Source organism: Pantoea sp. MBD-2R, from assembly GCF_039134845.1.
GTDB lineage: Bacteria > Pseudomonadota > Gammaproteobacteria > Enterobacterales > Enterobacteriaceae > Erwinia.
Window position 1 is genome coordinate 729,236 of record NZ_CP152417.1, and the last position, 17,980, is coordinate 747,215.

At 55.4% G+C, this 17,980-nt stretch carries 15 protein-coding genes and 1 pseudogene; 4 read left to right on the forward strand and 12 right to left on the reverse strand.

What is annotated here, in order from left to right; translation table 11 throughout:
• Positions 1-92 precede the first annotated feature (92 nt).
• From serB to nadR, 3 genes are all read left to right on the forward strand, one after another.
• Complete coding sequence (serB, locus tag AAGQ96_RS03330; RefSeq protein ID WP_147195014.1) at positions 93-1,070, forward strand: phosphoserine phosphatase; 978 nt, start codon at positions 93-95, stop codon at positions 1,068-1,070.
• Positions 1,071-1,079: 9 nt separating this feature from the next.
• The gene (gene radA, locus AAGQ96_RS03335; RefSeq protein WP_147195015.1) at positions 1,080-2,465 is read left to right on the forward strand and encodes a DNA repair protein RadA; all 1,386 of its coding nucleotides are present in this window, start codon (positions 1,080-1,082) and stop codon (positions 2,463-2,465) included.
• Positions 2,466-2,563: 98 nt separating this feature from the next.
• On the forward strand, positions 2,564-3,790 hold the full coding sequence (nadR, locus tag AAGQ96_RS03340; protein WP_147195017.1) for a multifunctional transcriptional regulator/nicotinamide-nucleotide adenylyltransferase/ribosylnicotinamide kinase NadR: 1,227 nt from the start codon (positions 2,564-2,566) through the stop codon (positions 3,788-3,790).
• A gap of 249 nt (positions 3,791-4,039) precedes the next feature.
• On the opposite strand, the gene AAGQ96_RS03345 is transcribed toward nadR, so the two are convergent.
• From AAGQ96_RS03345 to AAGQ96_RS03370, 6 genes and pseudogenes are all read right to left on the reverse strand, one after another.
• On the reverse strand, positions 4,040-4,342 hold the full coding sequence (locus tag AAGQ96_RS03345; protein WP_147195019.1) for a contact-dependent growth inhibition system immunity protein: 303 nt from the start codon (positions 4,340-4,342) through the stop codon (positions 4,040-4,042).
• A gap of 3 nt (positions 4,343-4,345) precedes the next feature.
• Positions 4,346-5,180 (reverse strand): annotated as a pseudogene (locus AAGQ96_RS03350) (RNase A-like domain-containing protein).
• 81 nt (positions 5,181-5,261) lie between these two features.
• Complete coding sequence (locus AAGQ96_RS03355; RefSeq protein WP_342754845.1) at positions 5,262-6,539, reverse strand: MFS transporter; 1,278 nt, start codon at positions 6,537-6,539, stop codon at positions 5,262-5,264.
• A complete protein-coding gene (locus tag AAGQ96_RS03360; protein ID WP_342754846.1) occupies positions 6,532-7,683 on the reverse strand; it encodes a mandelate racemase/muconate lactonizing enzyme family protein in 1,152 nt (383 codons plus the stop codon). Before AAGQ96_RS03360 ends, AAGQ96_RS03355 begins: the two co-directional genes overlap by 8 nt.
• A 238-nt stretch (positions 7,684-7,921) precedes the next feature.
• Complete coding sequence (locus tag AAGQ96_RS03365; protein ID WP_342754847.1) at positions 7,922-8,563, reverse strand: hypothetical protein; 642 nt, start codon at positions 8,561-8,563, stop codon at positions 7,922-7,924.
• Positions 8,564-8,975: 412 nt separating this feature from the next.
• Positions 8,976-9,977 (reverse strand): zinc-binding alcohol dehydrogenase family protein, encoded by a 1,002-nt coding sequence (locus tag AAGQ96_RS03370; protein ID WP_342754848.1) that lies wholly within the window; start codon positions 9,975-9,977, stop codon positions 8,976-8,978.
• A gap of 97 nt (positions 9,978-10,074) precedes the next feature.
• Between AAGQ96_RS03370 and AAGQ96_RS03375 the strand changes: the two genes are divergently transcribed.
• On the forward strand, positions 10,075-10,971 hold the full coding sequence (locus AAGQ96_RS03375; protein WP_147195036.1) for a LysR family transcriptional regulator: 897 nt from the start codon (positions 10,075-10,077) through the stop codon (positions 10,969-10,971).
• A 40-nt stretch (positions 10,972-11,011) separates the two neighbouring features.
• On the opposite strand, the gene ettA is transcribed toward AAGQ96_RS03375, so the two are convergent.
• The 6 genes from ettA to urtB all read right to left on the reverse strand — a co-directional run bounded on the left by ettA (position 11,012) and on the right by urtB (position 17,884).
• A complete protein-coding gene (gene ettA / locus AAGQ96_RS03380) occupies positions 11,012-12,679 on the reverse strand; it encodes an energy-dependent translational throttle protein EttA (RefSeq protein ID WP_147195039.1) in 1,668 nt (555 codons plus the stop codon).
• 172 nt (positions 12,680-12,851) lie between these two features.
• A complete protein-coding gene (gene deoR, locus AAGQ96_RS03385; protein WP_147195041.1) occupies positions 12,852-13,616 on the reverse strand; it encodes a DNA-binding transcriptional repressor DeoR in 765 nt (254 codons plus the stop codon).
• Between the two features lie 133 nt (positions 13,617-13,749).
• Positions 13,750-14,448 carry an urea ABC transporter ATP-binding subunit UrtE gene (gene urtE, locus AAGQ96_RS03390; RefSeq protein ID WP_342754849.1) on the reverse strand — a complete coding sequence of 233 codons (699 nt, stop codon included), beginning with the start codon at positions 14,446-14,448 and terminating at the stop codon, positions 13,750-13,752.
• A 1-nt stretch (position 14,449) separates the two neighbouring features.
• Entirely contained in the window at positions 14,450-15,241 is a 792-nt protein-coding gene (gene urtD / locus AAGQ96_RS03395) for an urea ABC transporter ATP-binding protein UrtD (RefSeq protein WP_147195047.1), read from the reverse strand.
• Complete coding sequence (urtC, locus tag AAGQ96_RS03400; protein WP_147195049.1) at positions 15,234-16,310, reverse strand: urea ABC transporter permease subunit UrtC; 1,077 nt, start codon at positions 16,308-16,310, stop codon at positions 15,234-15,236. Before urtC ends, urtD begins: the two co-directional genes overlap by 8 nt.
• Positions 16,310-17,884, reverse strand: a complete 1,575-nt coding sequence (urtB, locus tag AAGQ96_RS03405; protein ID WP_342754850.1) for an urea ABC transporter permease subunit UrtB — start codon at positions 17,882-17,884, stop codon at positions 16,310-16,312. The genes urtC and urtB overlap by 1 nt, the downstream gene beginning before the upstream one ends.
• Positions 17,885-17,980: the final 96 nt, after the last annotated feature.

The following is a 17,980-nucleotide window of genomic DNA, read 5'->3' on the forward strand; positions in this document are numbered from 1 at the left end:
AAAACGCAGAGCGGCCCAAAGCTTTATGTTGCCAGAAGCGGGCCTGTCAGGGTAGCCTCTTGCGTGGTTAATATGTCCCTACAGGAGCTGTAATGCCAAATAGTCTGACCTGGTGCGACCTGCCTTCCGATGTCTCTCTCTGGCCGGGTTTACCTCTCTCTCTGAGTGGCGATGAAGTGATGCCGCTGGACTACCATGCGGGCCGAACGGGTTGGCTTCTGTATGGACGGAAGCTGGATAAAGATTGCCTGACGGCGCTACAGCATAAGCTGGGCGCGGCAATGGTCATCGTCAGCGCCTGGCGCGTGGAAGATTATCAGGTGATTCGTCTGGCGGGTTCCCTGACGCCGCGCGCGTTAAAGCTGGCGCATGAAGCTGGACTGGATGTTGCGCCGCTGGGCCGTATTCCGCATCTGAAAACGCCAGGCCTGCTGGTGATGGATATGGATTCCACCGCCATTGAAATCGAATGTATAGATGAAATCGCCAAACTGGCCGGCAGCGGCGAGCTGGTGGCTGAAGTGACCGAGCGTGCGATGCGCGGCGAGCTTGATTTTACCGCCAGCCTGCGCCAGCGCGTAGCTACACTTAAAGATGCCGATGCCAATATTCTCAGGCAGGTGCGCGATGAGCTGCCGCTGATGCCAGGCCTCACTTCGCTGGTGCAGAAGCTGCATGCGATGGGCTGGCATGTCGCGATTGCTTCTGGTGGTTTCACCTACTTTGCCGAGTACCTGCGCGATACCTTGCATTTATCAGCAATTGTCGCCAATACGCTGGAAATCCGCGACGGCAAACTGACGGGCGAAGTGACAGGCGATATCGTCGATGCGCAATATAAAGCGGACACGCTTAAGGCGCTGGCGACGCGATTTGAAATTCCACCTGAACAGACTGTCGCTATCGGCGACGGCGCCAACGATTTGCTGATGATTGGCGCTTCCGCGCTGGGCATTGCTTATCACGCCAAGCCGAAAGTGAATGAAAAAACTGAAGTGACGATCCGTCATGCCGACCTGATGGGGGTGTTCTGCATCCTCAGCGGCAGTCTGATCAATGATGAGCGTTAAGAGGTCAATTTGGCTAAAGCGGTAAAACGTGCCTTTGTTTGTAACGAATGTGGCGCAGACTACCCACGCTGGCAGGGACAATGCAGTGCCTGTCACGCCTGGAATACCATTACCGAAGTGCGTCTGGCGGCGTCGCCGACGGTCGCCCGCAACGAGCGGCTCTCGGGCTATGCGGGCAGCAGTTCTGGCCCCAGCCGCGTACAGAAGCTGTCGGAAATCAGTCTGGAAGCGCTGCCGCGTTTCAGCACCGGCTTCAAAGAGTTTGACCGCGTGCTGGGCGGCGGCGTGGTGCCGGGCAGTGCAATCCTGATCGGCGGCAGTCCAGGGGCAGGGAAAAGTACGCTGCTGCTGCAAACTCTCTGCAAGCTTGCTCAAGGCATGAATACCCTCTACGTCACCGGCGAAGAATCCCTTCAGCAGGTGGCGATGCGCGCGCATCGTCTTGGCCTGCCTACGGAAAACCTCAATATGCTTTCGGAAACCAGCATCGAGCAGATCTGTCTGATCGCCGAGCAGGAACAGCCAAAGCTGATGGTAATCGACTCCATCCAGGTCATGCACATGGCAGACATCCAGTCTTCGCCAGGCAGCGTGGCGCAGGTGCGTGAAACCGCCGCTTATCTGACGCGTTTCGCCAAAACTCGCGGCGTGGCGATCGTGATGGTGGGGCACGTGACTAAAGATGGTTCGCTGGCCGGGCCTAAAGTGCTGGAACACTGTATCGACTGTTCGGTGCTGCTGGATGGTGATGCCGATTCACGGTTCCGTACGCTGCGCAGCCATAAAAACCGTTTTGGTGCGGTCAACGAGCTGGGCGTGTTTGCCATGACCGAACAGGGTCTGCGCGAGGTCAGCAATCCTTCCGCTATTTTCCTCAGCCGGGGTGATGAAATTACCTCTGGCAGTTCCGTTATGGTGCTGTGGGAAGGCACTCGGCCGCTGCTGGTAGAAATACAGGCGCTGGTGGATCACTCGATGATGGGCAATCCACGGCGCGTGGCCGTAGGGCTGGAGCAGAACCGTTTGGCGATCCTGCTGGCCGTGCTGCACCGGCATGGCGGTTTGCAGATGGCCGATCAGGATGTGTTCGTTAACGTGGTAGGCGGTGTAAAAGTGACCGAAACCAGTGCCGATCTGGCGCTGATGCTGTCGATGGTTTCCAGCCTGCGCGATCGACCTTTGCCGCAGGATCTGGTGGTCTTTGGCGAAGTCGGGCTGGCTGGAGAAATCCGTCCGGTCCCAAGCGGCCAGGAACGAATTTCTGAAGCGGCGAAGCACGGTTTCCGACGGGCGATTGTGCCTGCCGCGAACGTGCCGAAAAAAGTGCCGGAAAACATGAAAGTTTACGGCGTGAAAAAGCTGGCCGACGCGCTGGCGATTCTGGACGATCTCTGACCGCCTTCAGGCAGTTAACTTCTGTTGGGGCGGCATGTTCGCCCTGACCAGGCATTTTATCATCTGAAGGGTGCGCCCTTATATGCAGGAGGCATTTGATGTCGTCTTTCGAATATCTGAAAACGGCTATCCGTCATCGGGGCTATACGTTGCAGCAGGTGGCGGAAGCCAGCGGGATGACCAAGGGCTATCTCAGCCAGCTGCTGAATGCCAAGATTAAAAGCCCCAGCGCGCAAAAGCTGGAAGCGCTGCACCGCTATCTGGGACTCGAATTTCCCCGCCGTGAAAAAACCATTGGCGTGGTGTTTGGTAAATTCTATCCGCTGCATACCGGCCATATTTATCTGATCCAGCGCGCCTGTAGTCAGGTTGATGAGCTGCATATCATCATGGGCTACGACGATCCGCGCGATCGGCAGCTGTTTGAAGATAGCGCGATGTCGCAACAGCCTACGGTAAGCGACCGCCTGCGCTGGCTGCTGCAAACCTTCAAATATCAGAAAAATATCCGTATTCACTCGTTCAATGAAGAAGGAATGGAGCCTTATCCGCACGGCTGGGATATCTGGAGTCGCGGCATCAACGACTTTATGGAAAACCACGGCATCATTCCAAACCGGGTTTACACCAGCGAAGAACTGGATGCGCCGCAGTATCAGGAACATCTGGGCATTGAAGCGGTGCTGATCGATCCCAGGCGATCTTTTATGAATATCAGCGGCGGGCAGATCCGCCAGGATCCGTTCCGCTACTGGGAATATATCCCAACGGAAGTGAAGCCTTTCTTTGTGCGTACGGTAGCCATCCTCGGCGGCGAATCCAGCGGAAAATCAACGCTGGTCAACAAGCTTGCCAACATCTTTAACACCACCAGCGCCTGGGAATTTGGTCGTGATTACGTCTTTTCTCATCTGGGCGGTGACGAGATGGCGCTGCAATATTCCGACTACGATAAAATTGCGCTCGGTCAGGCGCAGTACATTGATTTCGCAATTAAATATGCGAACAAGGTCGCTTTTATCGATACCGATTTCGTCACCACGCAGGCGTTCTGCAAAAAGTATGAAGGGCGCGAACATCCCTTTGTGCAGGCGCTGATTGACGAATACCGCTTCGATCTGGTGATCCTGGTGGAAAACAATGTGCCCTGGGTGGCAGATGGCCTGCGTAGCCTGGGCAGCTCGGTGGACCGTAAAGAGTTTCAGTCGCTGCTGGTTTCAATGCTGAAGGAAAACAATATCGAGTTTGTTCATGTCGAGCAGGATAATTATGACGAGCGCTTCCTGCGCTGCGTTGAGCTGGTCAAAGGGATGATGAGCGCGTAACGGATATTCTGACAGGCTCATAAAAGAGGGAAATCGGGTCGGCGTATTCTATATCGTCAGGCCAGTGGAACATTTAGCTGAAAGGTAAGTGCGGCGGTCGTAATACTGCCACGACCGCCTGCAAGAATAACGGATGCTACAGGCTAATTTTGCATTACTTACATCCGGAGATCTCATCAGCAAATACCAGACCGATTATCTGCTTTGCCAGGTTCGGTCTTTATTGTAGCGCTTGTTAAGTTTATTAATTCATTCAAGAGAATGAATGACTTTTTCTCTGAGAAGCCTGAGAAAATCAGTCGGCGTTGTTCCCCATAGTTCGGGTGAAAAATCGAACCCGTAACGGGCTTCAAAGTCTTCCTCAAGATTGTCACACTCGCGGTAAAACTGATCGATATCCCCGATCAAACCGTGCCTGAATGCGTCCGGCGTTTCAGCAATCCAGGCATCAATTTGTGCATCAACACTCTCACCGCTACCGAACATATCGTAATCTTGCCCAAAATAGACCGCAATTAAGCTGTCCAGTCCAAATGTATTGATATTTTTCATAAATTAAACCATTGGAAAAGCTGTAAGAATAAAATAGGGTTTCCCATGCCAGGATTCAAATTTCAGAATTATTCTGACTTGATAGCAGGCTTTAGCCTCTTTTTCCCCCCCTGCTAACAGAGATGCCCGTTTGCTTTGCAAAATTCCTGTCAAAGACCATTTTTAGATTCTGCCCCGAAGGGACATTTTTTGTTAATACGGCAATCTGATTTTTGTTGTCTCGCAGGACTTTTGAAATAAGAGCTTCTGCATCCCGCATTGATTGGAAGCTACTCGACTGGGTGAGTCGTGGAGACGCCTTGAGTCTGGCCAGTAATTCTTCCGAAGTTTTACCGATATGTTTGTCAATTGTATGGCCGCCCGCTCTGCTGCCAGGAAGAGCTTCATGTGCAGACAATTTTAACCGCCCACTTTGAATTGCAATAACTCGCTGAGCGCCGATAGCGAGAGAAAAGGCGACCGGAATTGCCAGATCGACCGTAAAACCGACTTTCAGCGCAGCTTTCCTGTCTGCCCCCAGTGATTCGGCTAATGAAAAGGCAGAATTATAAGTGTCGGTGTCGGTATTGCGACCTGTCCAGACCTACCTGAGTGAAGCCTGTACGGTATCAAGGCTGTGTGTTCCGACGATGATACATCCGGCTTTTGTGAGCATTGTAGGCTCGGGCGCCATACACATCGCTCCGGCGCCGAACATTTCGATAATGCCACCCGCCAGGCCCAGACCTCCATACAGACGATTGCTAAGGGTTTCTCCCTCGCTGACACTTTTATCTGATAGCAAGGCTGCAAGATGTACCGGGGAGAGAATAATTTTAATGCCGTCATTATTATCCATTTAATCTAAAGCTCCTTTTATTAAAAATCATCGGGCAGTTCACTAAGCTGGCAGGCTCTCAGGCAGAGCCTGCCATCAATATCACGCGAGGGAACGCAGTTGGTTAACATTTTGCTGGCGAACAAACAGCGCCAGCAGCGCGATACCGGCGAGTGCCAGCGCGCTGGCCAACAGGAAGGCTGAAGAATAGCCGCCGCCATACTGGATTAAAAATCCGGTAATGCCCGGGGATAAAATCCCCGCCAGGTTTGCCAGCAAATGCACAAATCCACCGGCCGTGCCGATGCGTTCCGCCGGCACAATATCCTGAAGCAGCGACCAGCATGCCTGCGGCGTCATATAGGCAAATACGCTGGCCAGCGTAATCAGCGATATCGCCACCGTAACGCTGCTTGCCCAGGCCGTCAGCATGACGCAAACTGCCGCGACCGCCAGTCCACAAAAAATCACCAGCTTACGCGACAGCAGAAAATTGCCGGTCCGACGGAACAGCGCGTCCGAAATCATGCCGCCGCCGATAAAGCCAATGGTCGCGCCGAGCCACGGCAGAATGCCGATCAGGCTCATGCTTTTGATATCCAGATGCTGGAAATCGGTCAGATAGCTCGGCAGCCACGAGAGAAAGAAAAACTGGATATAGTTGAAGCAAAAGAATGCCGCAGCTACACCCAGTACCGGCAGGGAAAAAACATAACCCCAGAGTTTTGTTGGCTGAGCCGCTGCTGCAGGTGCGCGAGTAGCAGGACGTTGAGCCGCGATGGTTATCCGCTCGCGCTCGCTAACGCGAGGATGTTGCTCCGGCTTATCACGAAACAGCCATAGCCAGAACGCCAGCCAGACGAAGCCCAGCGCAGCAATCACCACAAACGACACGCGCCAGCCGAAGTGCAGCCCAACCAGACCCACTATCGGCGCGGCGACCGCTGCGCCCAGCGGCTGACCGGCATTGGTAAATCCCACTGCGCGGCCCACTTCTTTGCGTGGGAACCAGTTCGAAATTGACTTATTGGTGGTGGTGCCCATCGGGCCTTCGCCAATGCCGAACAGCACCCGCACAATCAGTAAGTGCGTAAAATTGCCTGCCAGCGCGGTCGCGCCGCAAAACAGCGACCAGATAGCGGCAGCCCAGCTAAACACTTTGCGCGGGCCAAAACGGTCTGCGCCCCAGCCGCCGAGAAAACAGAACAGGCAATAGCCGATAAAAAAACAGCTGAACAGAACGCCCATCTGTGCATCATCGATTTGCAGATCCTTTTTCACCAGCGGTGCCATGACGGAGAGCGCGGCGCGGTCGAGGTAGTTCAGCATCCCGGCAAAAAACAGCAGCAGCGCAACGACGCTACGATAATTTTTAAACATGATGAATGCCCTCCGCGCTAAATGTGCTGTGACTCAGGGTGTGGTTGCTCAGTACATTGCTGTCCGGTTGAAAACCCAGGCCGGGCGTCTCCGCGAGGGTGAGCGTCGGGGCAAAAGCCAGCTGCGGATAAAGCAGGGCGGAGAAGCGGATAAAAGGCACTTCCAGCAGAATATCGGCAGGCAGGCTCGCCACGAGGTGCGCGGTTGCCAGTAAACCCGCGCCATAGTAAAAACAGTGTGGAACCACTTTTACACCGTGCAATTGCGCACGTTCAATGACGCGCAATGATGCAGTGATCCCACCGACTTTCGCCACGCTTGGCTGTACAACATCAACAGCCTGACTGGAGTAAAAAGATTCAAACCCCCATTCGCCCGATGCATTTTCACCGGCCGCGATGGGCGTGCCTTCACGTCGCACCTGAGCCAGCCCGTCGATATCGTCTGGCGGCCAGACCGGTTCCTCCAGCCAGCCCAGCTTCAGTTCCGCCAGCTGACGAGCACGGCGGCTGGCTTCGCTGACCGTCCACGGACAGTTCACATCGACCATTAGCGTGGCTTCTGGCGGCAGTGCCGCGCGGGCTGCTGCAATGGCTTCGTATTCCGTTTCGTGCAGCTTAAGCGTGTGGAAACCCGCCTGCCAGGCACGCTGTACCTGACGTGCGACCTCTTCTGGCTGATTGTTATAGCTGACCAGGCTGGCATACAGACCGATCTCACGGCGTCCGCCCAATAACTTCCACAGCGGCTGGCCCAGATGCTGCCCCAGCAGATCCCACAGCGCAATATCGATTGCCGACAGGGCATAGCGTACCGGACCGCTACGGCCAAAAGCATGCAGCGCCTGTTCTGCTTCTGTTGTCAGGGCAACTAACGCTTCACGCGTTTGCGGTACGTTTTTCCCCAGGAACATAGGGATGACCAGATCCTGCAAAGCCTGAGCGGTGACCGGATTACAAAGATGTCCAAAACCTTCTCCCCAACCCTGCAAGCCGCTGTCGGTTTCAATCCTCACCAGCAGCGTTTCCATCTGCTTTAGCGCAGGCGACGCGGCATTCCATGTGGTTTCTTCTTTGATAATGGAATCGCGATCGCTTTCAAAAGGAATGCTGAGGCGAATCACCTCAATATGATGAATTCTCATGCCATAAACCTCAAAGTGTAGGGCGGTCAGTCGCTTGAAGTTATGGTTAAGATGCGTACCGACCGGCGAGATAAGAGACTGCCGGTTCAGTATAAAAAGCAGGATGAGGTGGAGCATCGTTCAGCCGCACAAGGATGGCGGCACGATGCCGGGTTAATTTTGGCATCTGGATAAGCGGCTGCGGGATGGGTCACAAAAATGTCTGCGTAGCGCAAAATGATAGCGGTGAAAGGGACGTTTATTTCTGTGAGTCTGCCCAAACAGCAGGAAGGCGATCATGGTTTGTCAGCCATTCGTTCAGACAAGGATCGATCCAGTTAATGACTGCTACGCCTGTTGCATGCTGAATGGGCAGTAGGGGCGTTAGCCACAGTAAGGGTTCATGATGGAAAATTCTGTTGCGTAAATCCCTGATCCGATTCAGGGCCACCGAAATAGTACGCCGCTGCCGCTGGGGTTTTGGACAGTGTGCAAATACCAGGCGTAGGTCTTTCCAGAGCATATCCTGATAGCGGGTATTAAACAGTGAGCTCCAGAACCCGAATGTCAATTCGGCGATCATTTTGTCCGCGGTTTGCTGCTCATGTCGTCGAAGCAGTTTGGTACTGGCAATGACAATTTCTTTATTTTGCCAAATGAAAGCGGGCTCGTTCGTCCAGGCCTCCCACCAGTCAGCCCGTTGATAAAGCAGACTCAGGCGGTTATGGATCCCATTACGCAGGGCGATTTCTAAAACATTGAGTAGAGGAACCATTGCTTCGGCAAGATGGAGATTATTAGCATAATCGATTGCAGCTTTGTCCTTTTCTCCACTGCGTGCAGCACGATAGCGCCCCAGTCTGGCTGAGGAAAAATGTTTTTCCAAATCGTCCCAGTCCATTTTTATCTCCTTTTAATTATTGTACCGCGCTGTTACTATCGATCCGCAGCCCTGGGCTACGTCCTCTCCCAGCTATCATACTGGTGATGACACCAGGTTCGTTTTGGCCTTGTTGTACAAGGCCGCCTGATTCAACAGTAAACCCGCCCTCAGGCGGGTTTACTGTTTCTGATCCTCTGATCCTCTGATCTGTCCTGGGCGACCATTCCAGCCGTTTATACATAAAGATGCAGCCTGGGCTTACCTGCCACCGTCATCCATTCAGCATTAAATTTTTAAGCAAAAAGAGAATATCTCGCAGAAGAAAAGTTTATTTTTACGAGCGAGCTCGAAGGTAAAATGAAGGGCAGGGAGAAGTAGAGAGAATAAAAATATTGCAGAAATTAACGGGCGGCTCGGCGCCCGTTGCTCATCAGTAAACCATCACCACTTTACCGCGCATATGGCCTTCCAGCACCAGACGGTGCGCTTCGGTCAGCGTTTCCACACTCAGGCCCTGCAACGTTTTGCTTAATGACGTGGTGATTTTGCCTTCGTCCAGCAGCTTCGCCGTTGCATTCAGGATCTCTCCCTGGCGGGCGATATCCGGTGTGGTATACATGCTGCGGGTATACATAAATTCCCAGTGCAGCGCCGCGCTTTTTAGCTTCAGCTGATCCATATTGAGCGGCTTCTCGTTTTCTACAATGGTGCAGATCTGGCCCTGCGGCGCAATCAACTGTGCCAGCGTATCCCAGTGACCATCGGTATCGTTCAGGCAGAAAATGTAATCCACCTGCTTCAGACCCTGTTTATCCAGTTCGGCCGGCATATCCTGATAATTGATCACCAGGTCAGCACCGCGATCTTTACACCACTGAACGGAGTCCGGACGGGAAGCTGTCGCTATCACTTTGACTTTGCTGTGCAGTTTGGCAAAAGGAATGGCCAGCGAGCCAACGCCGCCAGCGCCGCCAACGATCAGCAGCGTTTTATCTTCCGCCGCCTGGTCGATGTGCAAACGGTCAAACAGTCCTTCCCATGCCGTTAGCGCCGTCAGTGGAATCGCTGCGGCTTCCGCCCAGTTCAGCGAGGCTGGCTTATGACCAGTGATGCGGGCATCGATCAGCTGATGCGTGGTGTTGCTGCCCGGACGAGTGATGTCACCCGCATAGTAAACTTCATCGCCTGCCTTGAAACCACTGACTTTACTACCCACATCCAGCACGACGCCACTGGCATCCCAGCCAAGAATACGCGGCTGTTGCAGGCCGCTTTTTTGCACGCCTTTATGCACTTTGGTGTCAACCGGGTTGACCGAAGCGGCTTTCACTTCCACCAGCAGATCGTATTCGCCGGGGGTGGGCTGTTCGGGATGGATTTCGATAAAGCGATCCGGTTTTTCTGGATTAACAGCGATTGCTCTGATTGTCATAACACCTCTCCTGTATGTTGTGTTATTGAGTGTAGAAGCTAAGCAGGCTAATGATAAGCCGTACAATTACTAACGAAGCGTTCGTTTCAGGTGAACAATAATGTTTAAACAGCTGCAGGATATGGCCCTCTTTGCCATGGTGGCCGAATGCGGCAGTTTTACCGGGGCAGCCAAACGCGCGGGGCTGCCCAAGTCCAGCGTCAGTCAGCGTATCAGCCAGCTTGAACAGATGCTGGGACTGCGTCTGATTAATCGCACAACCCGCCAGCTCAATCTGACGTTTGCTGGTGAGCGCTATCTGGTGCATTGCCAGGAAATGTTGCAGGCCAGCGAGCGCGCAACAACGGCGATCGAACGGCTGCGGGATAACCCCAGCGGCCGTTTGCGCATCACTTCACCGGCCGGGATCGGCGCCACGCTGCTGGCGCGTTTTAACACGGCTTTTCAACAAGTATATCCAGGCGTGACGCTGGAGGTCTCGGTTTCTGACCAGCTGCGTGACATCGTGCAGGAGGGTTACGATATTGCCCTGCGTACCGGACAGCCGCAGGATTCGTCGCTGATCGGCAGACGCATTGGCTACTGCGATCGTTTGCTGGTGGCGTCACCGGACTATCTGGCGCAGTTCGGCGCAATCGAACATCCTCAGCAGCTGGCAGAGCATCGCTGCATTGCTCATCAGGCGTGGAACGAATGGTTGCTGAAAAAAGAGGAAGAGTATTACCGCTGGCTGCTGCCGCTGATTCATATGACCGACAATTTGGTCTATGCGCGCGAATGTGCGCTTCAGGGGGCAGGCATCACGTTGCTGCCGCGTTTTTTATGCGATGAATTACTGGCGTCGGGTGAGCTGGTGGAGGTCTTACCGGAATGGAAGGTGGCAGGTAACGAGCTGTGGCTTGTTTATCCCAGCCGCAAACTTAACTCGCCCGCGCTGACGCGGTTTGTTGAATATGCGCTCACGTCACCGGTGTTTCGCGAGTTTTATCAGTAGTTATAAAAAAGGGCGGATTTCTCCGCCCTTAATCATCATCTTACTTGGTCATACGCTTGTACTTGATGCGTTTTGGCTCAAGTGCTTCTGCACCCAGCGTCCGCTTCTTATACTCTTCGTATTCGGTAAAGTTACCTTCAAAGAACTCGATCTTGCCTTCATCCTGATAATCCAGAATGTGCGTGGCAATACGGTCCAGGAACCAGCGGTCATGCGAGATAACCATCGCGCAGCCCGGGAACTCCAGCAGGGCGTTTTCCAGCGCGCGCAGGGTTTCGATATCCAGGTCGTTGGTCGGTTCATCCAGCAGCAGCATGTTGCCGCCAACCTGTAGCAGCTTAGCCAGATGCAGACGACCGCGCTCACCGCCGGACAGTTCGCCTACGCGTTTGCCCTGATCGACGCCTTTAAAGTTAAAGCGTCCAACGTAGGCGCGGCTTGGCATTTCAGTATTGCCGATGCGCATGATGTCCTGGCCGCCGGAAACTTCTTCCCACACGGTTTTGGCATTATCCATGCTGTCGCGGAACTGATCGACCGAAGCCAGTTTCACCGTCTCGCCCAGCACGATCTCGCCGGAATCAGGCTGTTCCTGACCGGACATCATGCGGAACAGCGTGGATTTACCCGCGCCGTTCGGACCGATGATGCCGACGATAGCCCCTTTTGGTACGGAGAAAGAGAGATCGTCAATCAGCAGGCGATCGCCGTAAGATTTACGCAGGTTGCTGACTTCCAGCACTTTATCGCCCAGACGAGCCCCTGGTGGAATAAAGAGTTCGTTGGTCTCGTTACGCTTCTGGTAATCGCTGTTGTTCAGCTCTTCAAAGCGTGCCAGACGGGCCTTGCCTTTAGACTGCTGACCTTTAGCGCCTTTGCGCACCCACTCCAGCTCTTTCTCAATCGATTTACGACGAGCGGCTTCGCTTGAGGCTTCCTGCGCCAGACGCGCGTCTTTCTGCTCCAGCCAGGAAGAGTAGTTACCTTCCCACGGAATCCCTTCACCACGGTCCAGCTCAAGGATCCAGCCCGCTACGTTGTCCAGGAAGTAACGGTCGTGGGTAATCGCCACAACGGTGCCTTCGAAGTCGTGCAGGAAGCGTTCCAGCCAGGCCACGGATTCAGCATCCAGGTGGTTGGTCGGTTCGTCCAGCAGCAGCATGTCTGGTTTTTCCAGCAGCAGGCGGCACAGCGCGACGCGGCGGCGTTCACCACCGGACAGATTTGCAATTTTGGCATCCCAGTCCGGCAGACGCAGCGCATCGGCGGCGCGTTCCAGCTGCGTGTTCAGGTTGTGACCGTCGTGCGCCTGGATAATCTCTTCCAGCACGCCCTGTTCTTTGGCCAGCTTGTCGAAGTCAGCGTCTTCTTCCGCGTACAGTGCGTACACTTCGTCCAGACGTTTCAGCGCGCCGACCACTTCGCTCACGGCTTCTTCCACCGATTCACGCACGGTCTGCTCGAGGTTAAGCTTCGGTTCCTGCTCGAGGTAGCCGATTTTAATGCCGGGCTGCGGACGCGCTTCTCCTTCGATATCTTTATCGATACCGGCCATGATGCGCAGCAGGGTGGATTTACCTGCGCCATTTAAGCCCAGTACGCCGATTTTCGCGCCCGGGAAAAAGCTCAGGGAGATATTTTTCAGAATATGACGCTTCGGCGGAACCACTTTGCCGACGCGATGCATGCTATAGACGAATTGAGCCACGTTAGGATGAGCCTCTTGGTGTCTGTGTAGTAACCGGGGCATTCGCTGCCCACTCAGATCACGAAGTTTAGCTGGTTTCCCCCGGTAATCACAGCCGTACCCGCGTATCTTTAGGGCCAGCGCCCGTCAGTTGTGCGGTTTGCCACAAAGGAAGGTGGCTTTATGACCGGGTTCAGGGCGAGTAATGCGCTACACCCAGCTGTTGCAGCCGCTGCGCCAGCGTTTTTGGGGCGGGCTCGTCGCTAATTAAGCTGCTAAACAGGCTGAGTTCGCCGATTCGTGCAGGCAGCACTTTGCCGAATTTGCTGCTGTCGGCTACCAGAAAAGTGGTGCTTGCGCGTTGCATTGCCTGGTGCTTCATCGGCAGTTCATTCAGGTTGAAACAGGTCGCGCCCTGCTCAATATCTACGCCTGCGGCAGAAATAAACGCTTTGGCCGGGCAGAGATTATCCATGACCGAGCCAGGCCCAAGCGGCGTGAAAATCGCATTGTCGGCATGGTACTCACCGCCGTTGAGGATCACCTTGCAGTGGGGTTTCTCTTTCAGCGCCAGGAAAGTATTTACCGCGCAGCAGATAGCGATAAAGGGCAGCTGGTTATCGATGGCGTCGATGATCCACGGCATGGTGGTGCCGCAGTCAAAAAAGACCGTATCGTCCTTTTGGATCAGGGAAGCGGCCAGCTGACCCAGCCGCCGTTTTTTTTCAATATTATGCGTCTGTTGATCGGACACAAAATAGTGTTGCTGGGTCGTTTTTGGATCGCTGACCAGATAGCCGCCGAGTAATACCACCGCTGAAGGATGTTCGCTGATATCACGACGGATAGTCATTTCAGAAACGCCCAGTAACGAGGCTGCTTCCTTCAGGTGGATCTTGTCGGTGCGCTTCAGCGCCAGCGCCAGTTTTTTTAAACGCTCAACGCGGCGGGTTTCCATGGTCGGTTTCCTGAGTTGGTCATTTTCAACGCCGCTGTGCACCCTAAAAAAACTCATATTTGAATAAGTTGCGAAGAGATCGGCAGGCAGAGCTTAATCTTACCTGCATTGAGAAAGGCCCGCAAACCGGTTGCTAAATCGCCACCAGCCCGCGCACGCCATCGCCTTCCATTGTTTCTCCACGGCCACGCTGTACGATCTCGCCGCGCGACATAACCAAATAGCTGTCGGCCAGTTCGGCGGCAAAATCGTAAAACTGCTCTACCAGCAGGATCGCCATATCACCGCGCTGAGAAAGCTGACGGATCACCGCACCGATTTCTTTGATCACCGAAGGCTGGATCCCTTCAGTCGGTTCATCAAGGATCAGCAGCTGCGGTTTACAAGCCAGCGCGCGGCCAATCGCCAGCTGCTGCTGCTGGCCGCCGGACAAATCGCCGCCCCGGCGCTGTTTCATCTCCTGTAACACGGGAAACAGCTGGTAGATCTCTTCCGGCACCTGTTTCGCTTTAGCGCCGGAAAAGCGGGAGAGCCCCATCATCAGGTTTTCTTCGACCGTCAGGCGTGGAAAAATCTCCCGGCCTTGCGGAACGTAAGCGATGCCCGCCTGTACGCGCTGGTGAGGTTTGCGGCCGTTGATAATCTGCTCCTGCCAGCGGATGGTGCCGGATTTTACCGGGATCAGACCCATCAGGCATTTCAGCAAGGTGGTTTTGCCCACGCCGTTACGGCCAAGCAGGCAGGTGATCTCGCCGGGCTTCGCCTCAAAAGAGAGGCCGCGAAGAATATGGCTGCCGCCGTAATATTGATTCAGTTCAGATACCTGTAACATCTTAGCGCCCCAGATAAACGTCGATAACCTGCTCGTTAGCCTGCACCTGGCGCAGCGATCCTTCCGCCAGAACCTGCCCCTGATGCAGAACCGTTACGCGATCGGCAATGGTTTCCACAAAGCCCATATCATGCTCGACCACCATCAACGAATGCTGACCGGCCAGGCTACGAAACAGCTCGGCGGTGTATTCTGTTTCCGCGTCGGTCATGCCCGCCGCGGGTTCATCCAGCAGCAGCAGATGCGGATCCTGCACCAGCAGCATGCCGATCTCTAAAAACTGCTTCTGGCCGTGCGAGAGCAATCCCGCAGGCCGGTAGCGATCGGCCCCCAGACGCAGCAGTTTCAGCACGTCATCAATGCGATCGCGCTGTTCTCCGTTTAGCCTGCTGCGCAGACAGGCCCAGACGGATTTATCAGTTTTCAGCGCAATCTCCAGGTTTTCAAACACCGTAAGCGCTTCAAAAACGGTCGGCTTCTGGAATTTTCTGCCAATGCCAATCCGGGCGATTTCCACGGGTGAAAGGGTAGTGAGATCGGTGCTCTGATCGTAAAAAACGCGACCGCTATCCGGTCGGGTTTTGCCGGTAATCACATCCATTAACGTGGTTTTTCCCGCCCCGTTGGGGCCGATGATGCAGCGTAATTCGCCCACGCCGATGTGCAGCGACAGGTTGGTCAGCGCCTGAAAACCATCAAACGAGACGTTAATATTCTCCAGCAGCAATACCGGATCGGTTTGCTGACGATGGCGATCCGCAAGGTGAGGCTGGGTAAAAAGTTGATCAGTCATGTTTCCTCCGGCGCAGCAGACCGACCACGCCACGCGGCAGAAACAGCGTCACGAGGATAAACATCAAACCCAGGAAAAACAGCCAGTATTCGGGAAAGGCGACGGTAAACCAGCTCTTGGCACCGTTGACGATCCCGGCACCGAGCAGCGGCCCAATCAGCGTGCCGCGACCGCCTAATGCCACCCAGATTGCCGCTTCAATCGAGTTGGTTGGCGACATCTCACTGGGATTAATAATGCCCACCTGCGGCACGTACAGCGCACCTGCCAGCCCGCACAGCACCGCCGACAGCGTCCAGACAAACAGCTTGAAGCCTTTCGGATCGTAGCCGCAGAACATCAGCCGGTTTTCCGCATCACGCACGGCGGTCAGCACGCGGCCGAATTTGCTGCGGGCCAGTGCAAAGCCAATAGCAAGGCTGGCCGCCAGCAGCAGTACCGTGGCCACAAACAGGCCGATGCGCGTACTGGTGGCGGTAACGGGAAAGCCAAGCAGCGTGGTGAAGCCGGTAAAGCCGTTGTTGCCGCCAAAACCGGTTTCGTTGCGGAAAAACAGCAGCATGCCCGCCCAGGTCAGTGCCTGGGTCATGATCGAGAAATAGACGCCTTTGATTTTTGAGCGGAAGGTAAACCAGCCGAACACCAGCGCCAGCAGGCCCGGCACCAGCACAATCAGGCACAGCGCCCAGGCAAAATGCTGCGTGCCTGCCCAGAACCACGGCAGCTTATTCCATGATAAAAACGACATAAAGGCGGGCAGGGCATCGCCAGCGGCCTGGCGCATCAAATACATGCCCATCGCGTAACCGCCGAGCGCGAAAAACAGGCCATGGCCCAGCGACAGCAGGCCGGCGTAGCCCCAGACCAGATCCAGCGCCACGGCGACAATGGCGTAACAGAGAATTTTACCGACCAGCGTCAGCGTATAGGTGGAAAGCGCCAGCGGGTGATCGGCAGGCAGCAGCGCCAGAAAAGGCAACAGCAGCAGTGCGATCGTCGCCAGCGCGCCGACAGCAATACTGAGGCGCGGCGCTTTGCGGGTGAGTGTAAGCGTTACAGGTTGCGTCATCAGTCGATTACCCTGCCTTTAAAGGCAAACAGTCCCTGTGGCCGTTTCTGGATAAACAGCACGATCAGCGCCAGCAGCAGGATTTTGCCCAGCACGGCACCGATTTGCGGTTCAAGGATTTTATTGAGGATGCCGAGGCCGAAAGCGGCCACCACGGTGCCAGCCAGCTGGCCAACGCCGCCGGTCACAACCACCAGAAACGAGTCGATAATGTAGCCCTGACCGAGTTCCGGGCCGACGTTGCCGAGCTGCGACAGCGCCACGCCGCCCAAGCCCGCTATCCCGGAACCCAGCCCGAACGCCAGCATATCGACGCGGCCGGTAGGCACGCCGCAGCAGTCGGCCATCGCGCGGTTTTGCGTGACCGCCCGTACGTTCATTCCCAGACGCGTTTTGTTCAGCAGCAGCCAGGTGAGGATCAGCACGCCAAACACGAACAGGATCACCGCGATGCGGTTATAAGGCAGCACCAGGTTAGGCAGCACCTGCATGCCGCCCGAGAGCCACGGCGGATTCGCCACTTCCAGGTTTTGCGTGCCGAACAGCACCCGCACCAGCTGGATCAGCATCAGGCTGATCCCCCAGGTTGCCAGCAGCGTTTCCAGCGGGCGACCATACAGGTGGCGCACGATAGTACGTTCCAGCGCCATGCCGATGGCGGCGGTGACAAAAAAAGCCACCGGCAGCGCCAGCAGCGGGTAAAAGGCCAGCCACTCCGGCGCGACGCGCTGAAACAGCGTTTGTACCATCCACGTAGCGTAGGCACCCAGCATCAGCATTTCGCCATGCGCCATATTGATCACCTCCAGCAGGCCATAGGTGATCGCCAGTCCCAGCGCGGCAAGCAGCAGCACCGAACCCAGCGACAGGCCAGAAAAAGCCTGGCCGAGCAAATCCCCCAGCATCAGGCGGTGGCGGATCTGTTGCAGGCCTTCAGTCGCTGCTGCCCGCACGCTGGCATCCGGTTCGTTTTGCGGCTGAGTAAGGCGCTCCAGCGCCGCCTGCGTTTGTGGATCGCTAGTTTCGCCGAGCAGTTTTACCGCCTGCAAACGAACCGCAGCGGCGGGATCGCTGATTTGCAGACCCGCAACGGCCTGAACGAGCACCGCGTGCACATCGGCATCCTTTTCCGCCGCCAGCCTGCGGCTGAGTAGCGGCAGCTGGTCGGCCTGCGCCTCGTTTTGCAGCTGATGGGCCGCCGCAAGCCGCACAGCAACGTTGTTGCTCACTAACTGGTGAGCGGCCAGCGTCGTGGCGATCAGCACGCGCAGGCGGTTATTCATAAACAGTTTTTTCGTGCTGCCAGTGGGTTGAGTGGCAGCGTCGAGCGGCGTCAGCGTGCCGTCATGCAGGCTGAACGGCTGTTTGTTTTCATCCAGCACGACGTTTTCCTGGCGCAGCGCGGTGAGAAAGGGCAGGCGGGCCGCCTCCGGCGCGGCGGCCCAGCTTTGTAGCAACTTAACCTGCTCCGTCCGGCTGGCGGCAGCAAAATCTGCCGCAGGTCCGGCGGACGCTACCCATGGCAGCAGCAGGCACAGCGTAAGGAGTAGCGTGAACAGTTGACGGTTTTTCATCGCAATACCTGTGCATTGAGGTTCAGAAATCAGGACGAAGAAGCTCGTTCCTGAGGATATGCCCCGTACTCAGCCATTCATGGCTGCTCTTGACGG

Bases quoted from the DNA above. Each gene is read 5' to 3' on its own strand.
- serB (WP_147195014.1), top strand. From the start codon at position 93: ATGCCAAATAGTCTGACCTGGTGCGACCTGCCTTCCGATGTCTCTCTC.
- nadR (WP_147195017.1), top strand. From the start codon at position 2,564: ATGTCGTCTTTCGAATATCTGAAAACGGCTATCCGTCATCGGGGCTAT.
- AAGQ96_RS03345 (WP_147195019.1), bottom strand. From the start codon at position 4,342: ATGAAAAATATCAATACATTTGGACTGGACAGCTTAATTGCGGTCTAT.
- AAGQ96_RS03355 (WP_342754845.1), bottom strand. From the start codon at position 6,539: ATGTTTAAAAATTATCGTAGCGTCGTTGCGCTGCTGCTGTTTTTTGCC.
- AAGQ96_RS03360 (WP_342754846.1), bottom strand. From the start codon at position 7,683: ATGAGAATTCATCATATTGAGGTGATTCGCCTCAGCATTCCTTTTGAA.
- AAGQ96_RS03365 (WP_342754847.1), bottom strand. From the start codon at position 8,563: ATGGACTGGGACGATTTGGAAAAACATTTTTCCTCAGCCAGACTGGGG.
- AAGQ96_RS03370 (WP_342754848.1), bottom strand. From the start codon at position 9,977: ATGACAATCAGAGCAATCGCTGTTAATCCAGAAAAACCGGATCGCTTT.
- deoR (WP_147195041.1), bottom strand. From the start codon at position 13,616: ATGGAAACCCGCCGCGTTGAGCGTTTAAAAAAACTGGCGCTGGCGCTG.
- urtE (WP_342754849.1), bottom strand. From the start codon at position 14,448: ATGTTACAGGTATCTGAACTGAATCAATATTACGGCGGCAGCCATATT.
- urtD (WP_147195047.1), bottom strand. From the start codon at position 15,241: ATGACTGATCAACTTTTTACCCAGCCTCACCTTGCGGATCGCCATCGT.
- urtC (WP_147195049.1), bottom strand. From the start codon at position 16,310: ATGACGCAACCTGTAACGCTTACACTCACCCGCAAAGCGCCGCGCCTC.
- urtB (WP_342754850.1), bottom strand. From the start codon at position 17,884: ATGAAAAACCGTCAACTGTTCACGCTACTCCTTACGCTGTGCCTGCTG.